Origin of the sequence: Amycolatopsis anabasis (genome assembly GCF_009765355.1) — a bacterium.
Taxonomy (GTDB): Bacteria; Actinomycetota; Actinomycetes; order Mycobacteriales; family Pseudonocardiaceae; genus Amycolatopsis; species Amycolatopsis anabasis.
The window spans coordinates 1-1577 of record NZ_VTHK01000148.1 but is presented as its reverse complement, the minus strand read 5'-3'; the positions used below and the strand labels follow the sequence as shown (position 1 = coordinate 1577).

The 1577-nt window shown below is 67.9% G+C and carries 1 protein-coding gene; it reads right to left on the bottom strand.

The features are described from left to right. Nucleotides 1-74: 74 nt before the first annotated feature. The gene (locus tag FXO23_RS50415; protein WP_158896316.1) at nt 75-1373 is read right to left on the bottom strand and encodes a transposase; all 1299 of its coding nucleotides are present in this window, start codon (nt 1371-1373) and stop codon (nt 75-77) included. Nucleotides 1374-1577: the final 204 nt, after the last annotated feature.

Here is a 1577-nt window from a genome sequence, read left to right as displayed (position 1 = left end):
CTGGTGTTTTAACGTTGTGAGGGTTTGGTGAGCAGGGCCGCCGCGTGGCGGTGGCCCTGTTTTTGTTGTGGGGTTTAGGTTTTCGCTGCTGGGCGGATGATGCGGTGTCGTGTCGCGGGGGTGGATGTGCGTCCTGGGGGTCGGCCTGGGCCGGGTTGTGAGGGTTTGGGCGGGTTCGCCGGGGTGCCCAGTTGGGGGTGAAGCCTGCGAAATCCGCGTTTGACGCGCAGGGGGCTGGGCGTCCCGCCTCGTTCCCAGGGCAGCCGCTGGTCGGTGACCAGTTCGCGGCCCAGGTCCAGGTGGACGTAGGCCACGGCCACGAGCTGACTCCAGCGCAGGGCCTGCTCGGGGCCGTGCACCCGCGGGCGGGTCCAGGCCAGGTACTGCTTGAGGAACCGGAAGAGATGCTCGATGTCGTAACGACGCAGGTAGGCCCGCCATACCCGGTCCAGGTCGAAGGAGCCCTCCGGCCCGGTCCAGAACAGCCACATCGGCGGATACGCCGGGTCGGCCGAGCACACCCAGACCACACTGCCCCGGGTCACCGGGCGGGCATGCCCGAGCTGGTAGCCGGGTTCTCGCAGCGCCGGGGATTCGGAAGGACGCGGGTGCATCTCGTGCCACACCGACACACTCACCGCCGCGTGGCCGTCGCGTGCGGGCACCGCGAGATACTGGTCGGGATCATGCCAGGTGCCCGGATCGGACAGTTTCATCCTCGGCCCGTGCACCCGCGGCCGCCCGATCGTGCCCGGTTCCCGCGGCGGCGGGTCGGCCAGCATCACCGCGTCCTTACGCAGCCGGACCACGATCTGCACCTGCTCGCCGGTGAACCGGCCACCCAGATACACCGGGCTGTAGTCCCCATCGGCACACACGATCGGAACCTGCCCACCAGCACCCGCACCGGACACGCCGTCGGCGCGCAGGTGCTGAAGCAACGCCTCGATCTGCCCGATGGCGACCACATTGTGGTTCTCACCCGCCGGGACACGCTCCACCGACACCGGCGACGCCCAGGACGAACCGCTCGTCCCGGTCGCAGCCAGCCACTGAAACCACCAGCCCGGGGTCACCACCCCGCCACCACCGCCAACGTCCTTGCCCGCGTCGTAATTCAACGTCCGCTCCGGGCTCGTCGGCGCATCCGGGCGAGGCCACTGCGAGCAATCCAGCGCGAACACCGGCCCCGCGGAGCGAGCCACCACCTCCGCCAGCACCCCCACCAGCACCGCGGCGTCGATCCGGCCCTTGTCCAGCGCGGCATACACACTGCCATGCCCACGCCGCAACACCGGCTCCAAACTCAGATACGGCAACGACTCCAACCGGCCCGGATGACACAACAACGCGTCCACCATCTCGAACAACACATCCGGCCACACCACAAACGCCGAATACACCGCCCGCCGGAAACGCCGCAACCGACGCAGTTGGTGAGCAAGGTCCCCATGAGGCACACTGACCGACACGGCCACCGCTTTCGTGATCAGATTCTGTGGAAGGAACCAGATCATCAAGCGGTGGCCACCCCCATGTCAAAACCACCAACCCCCCACGTTAAAACACCAGACCGG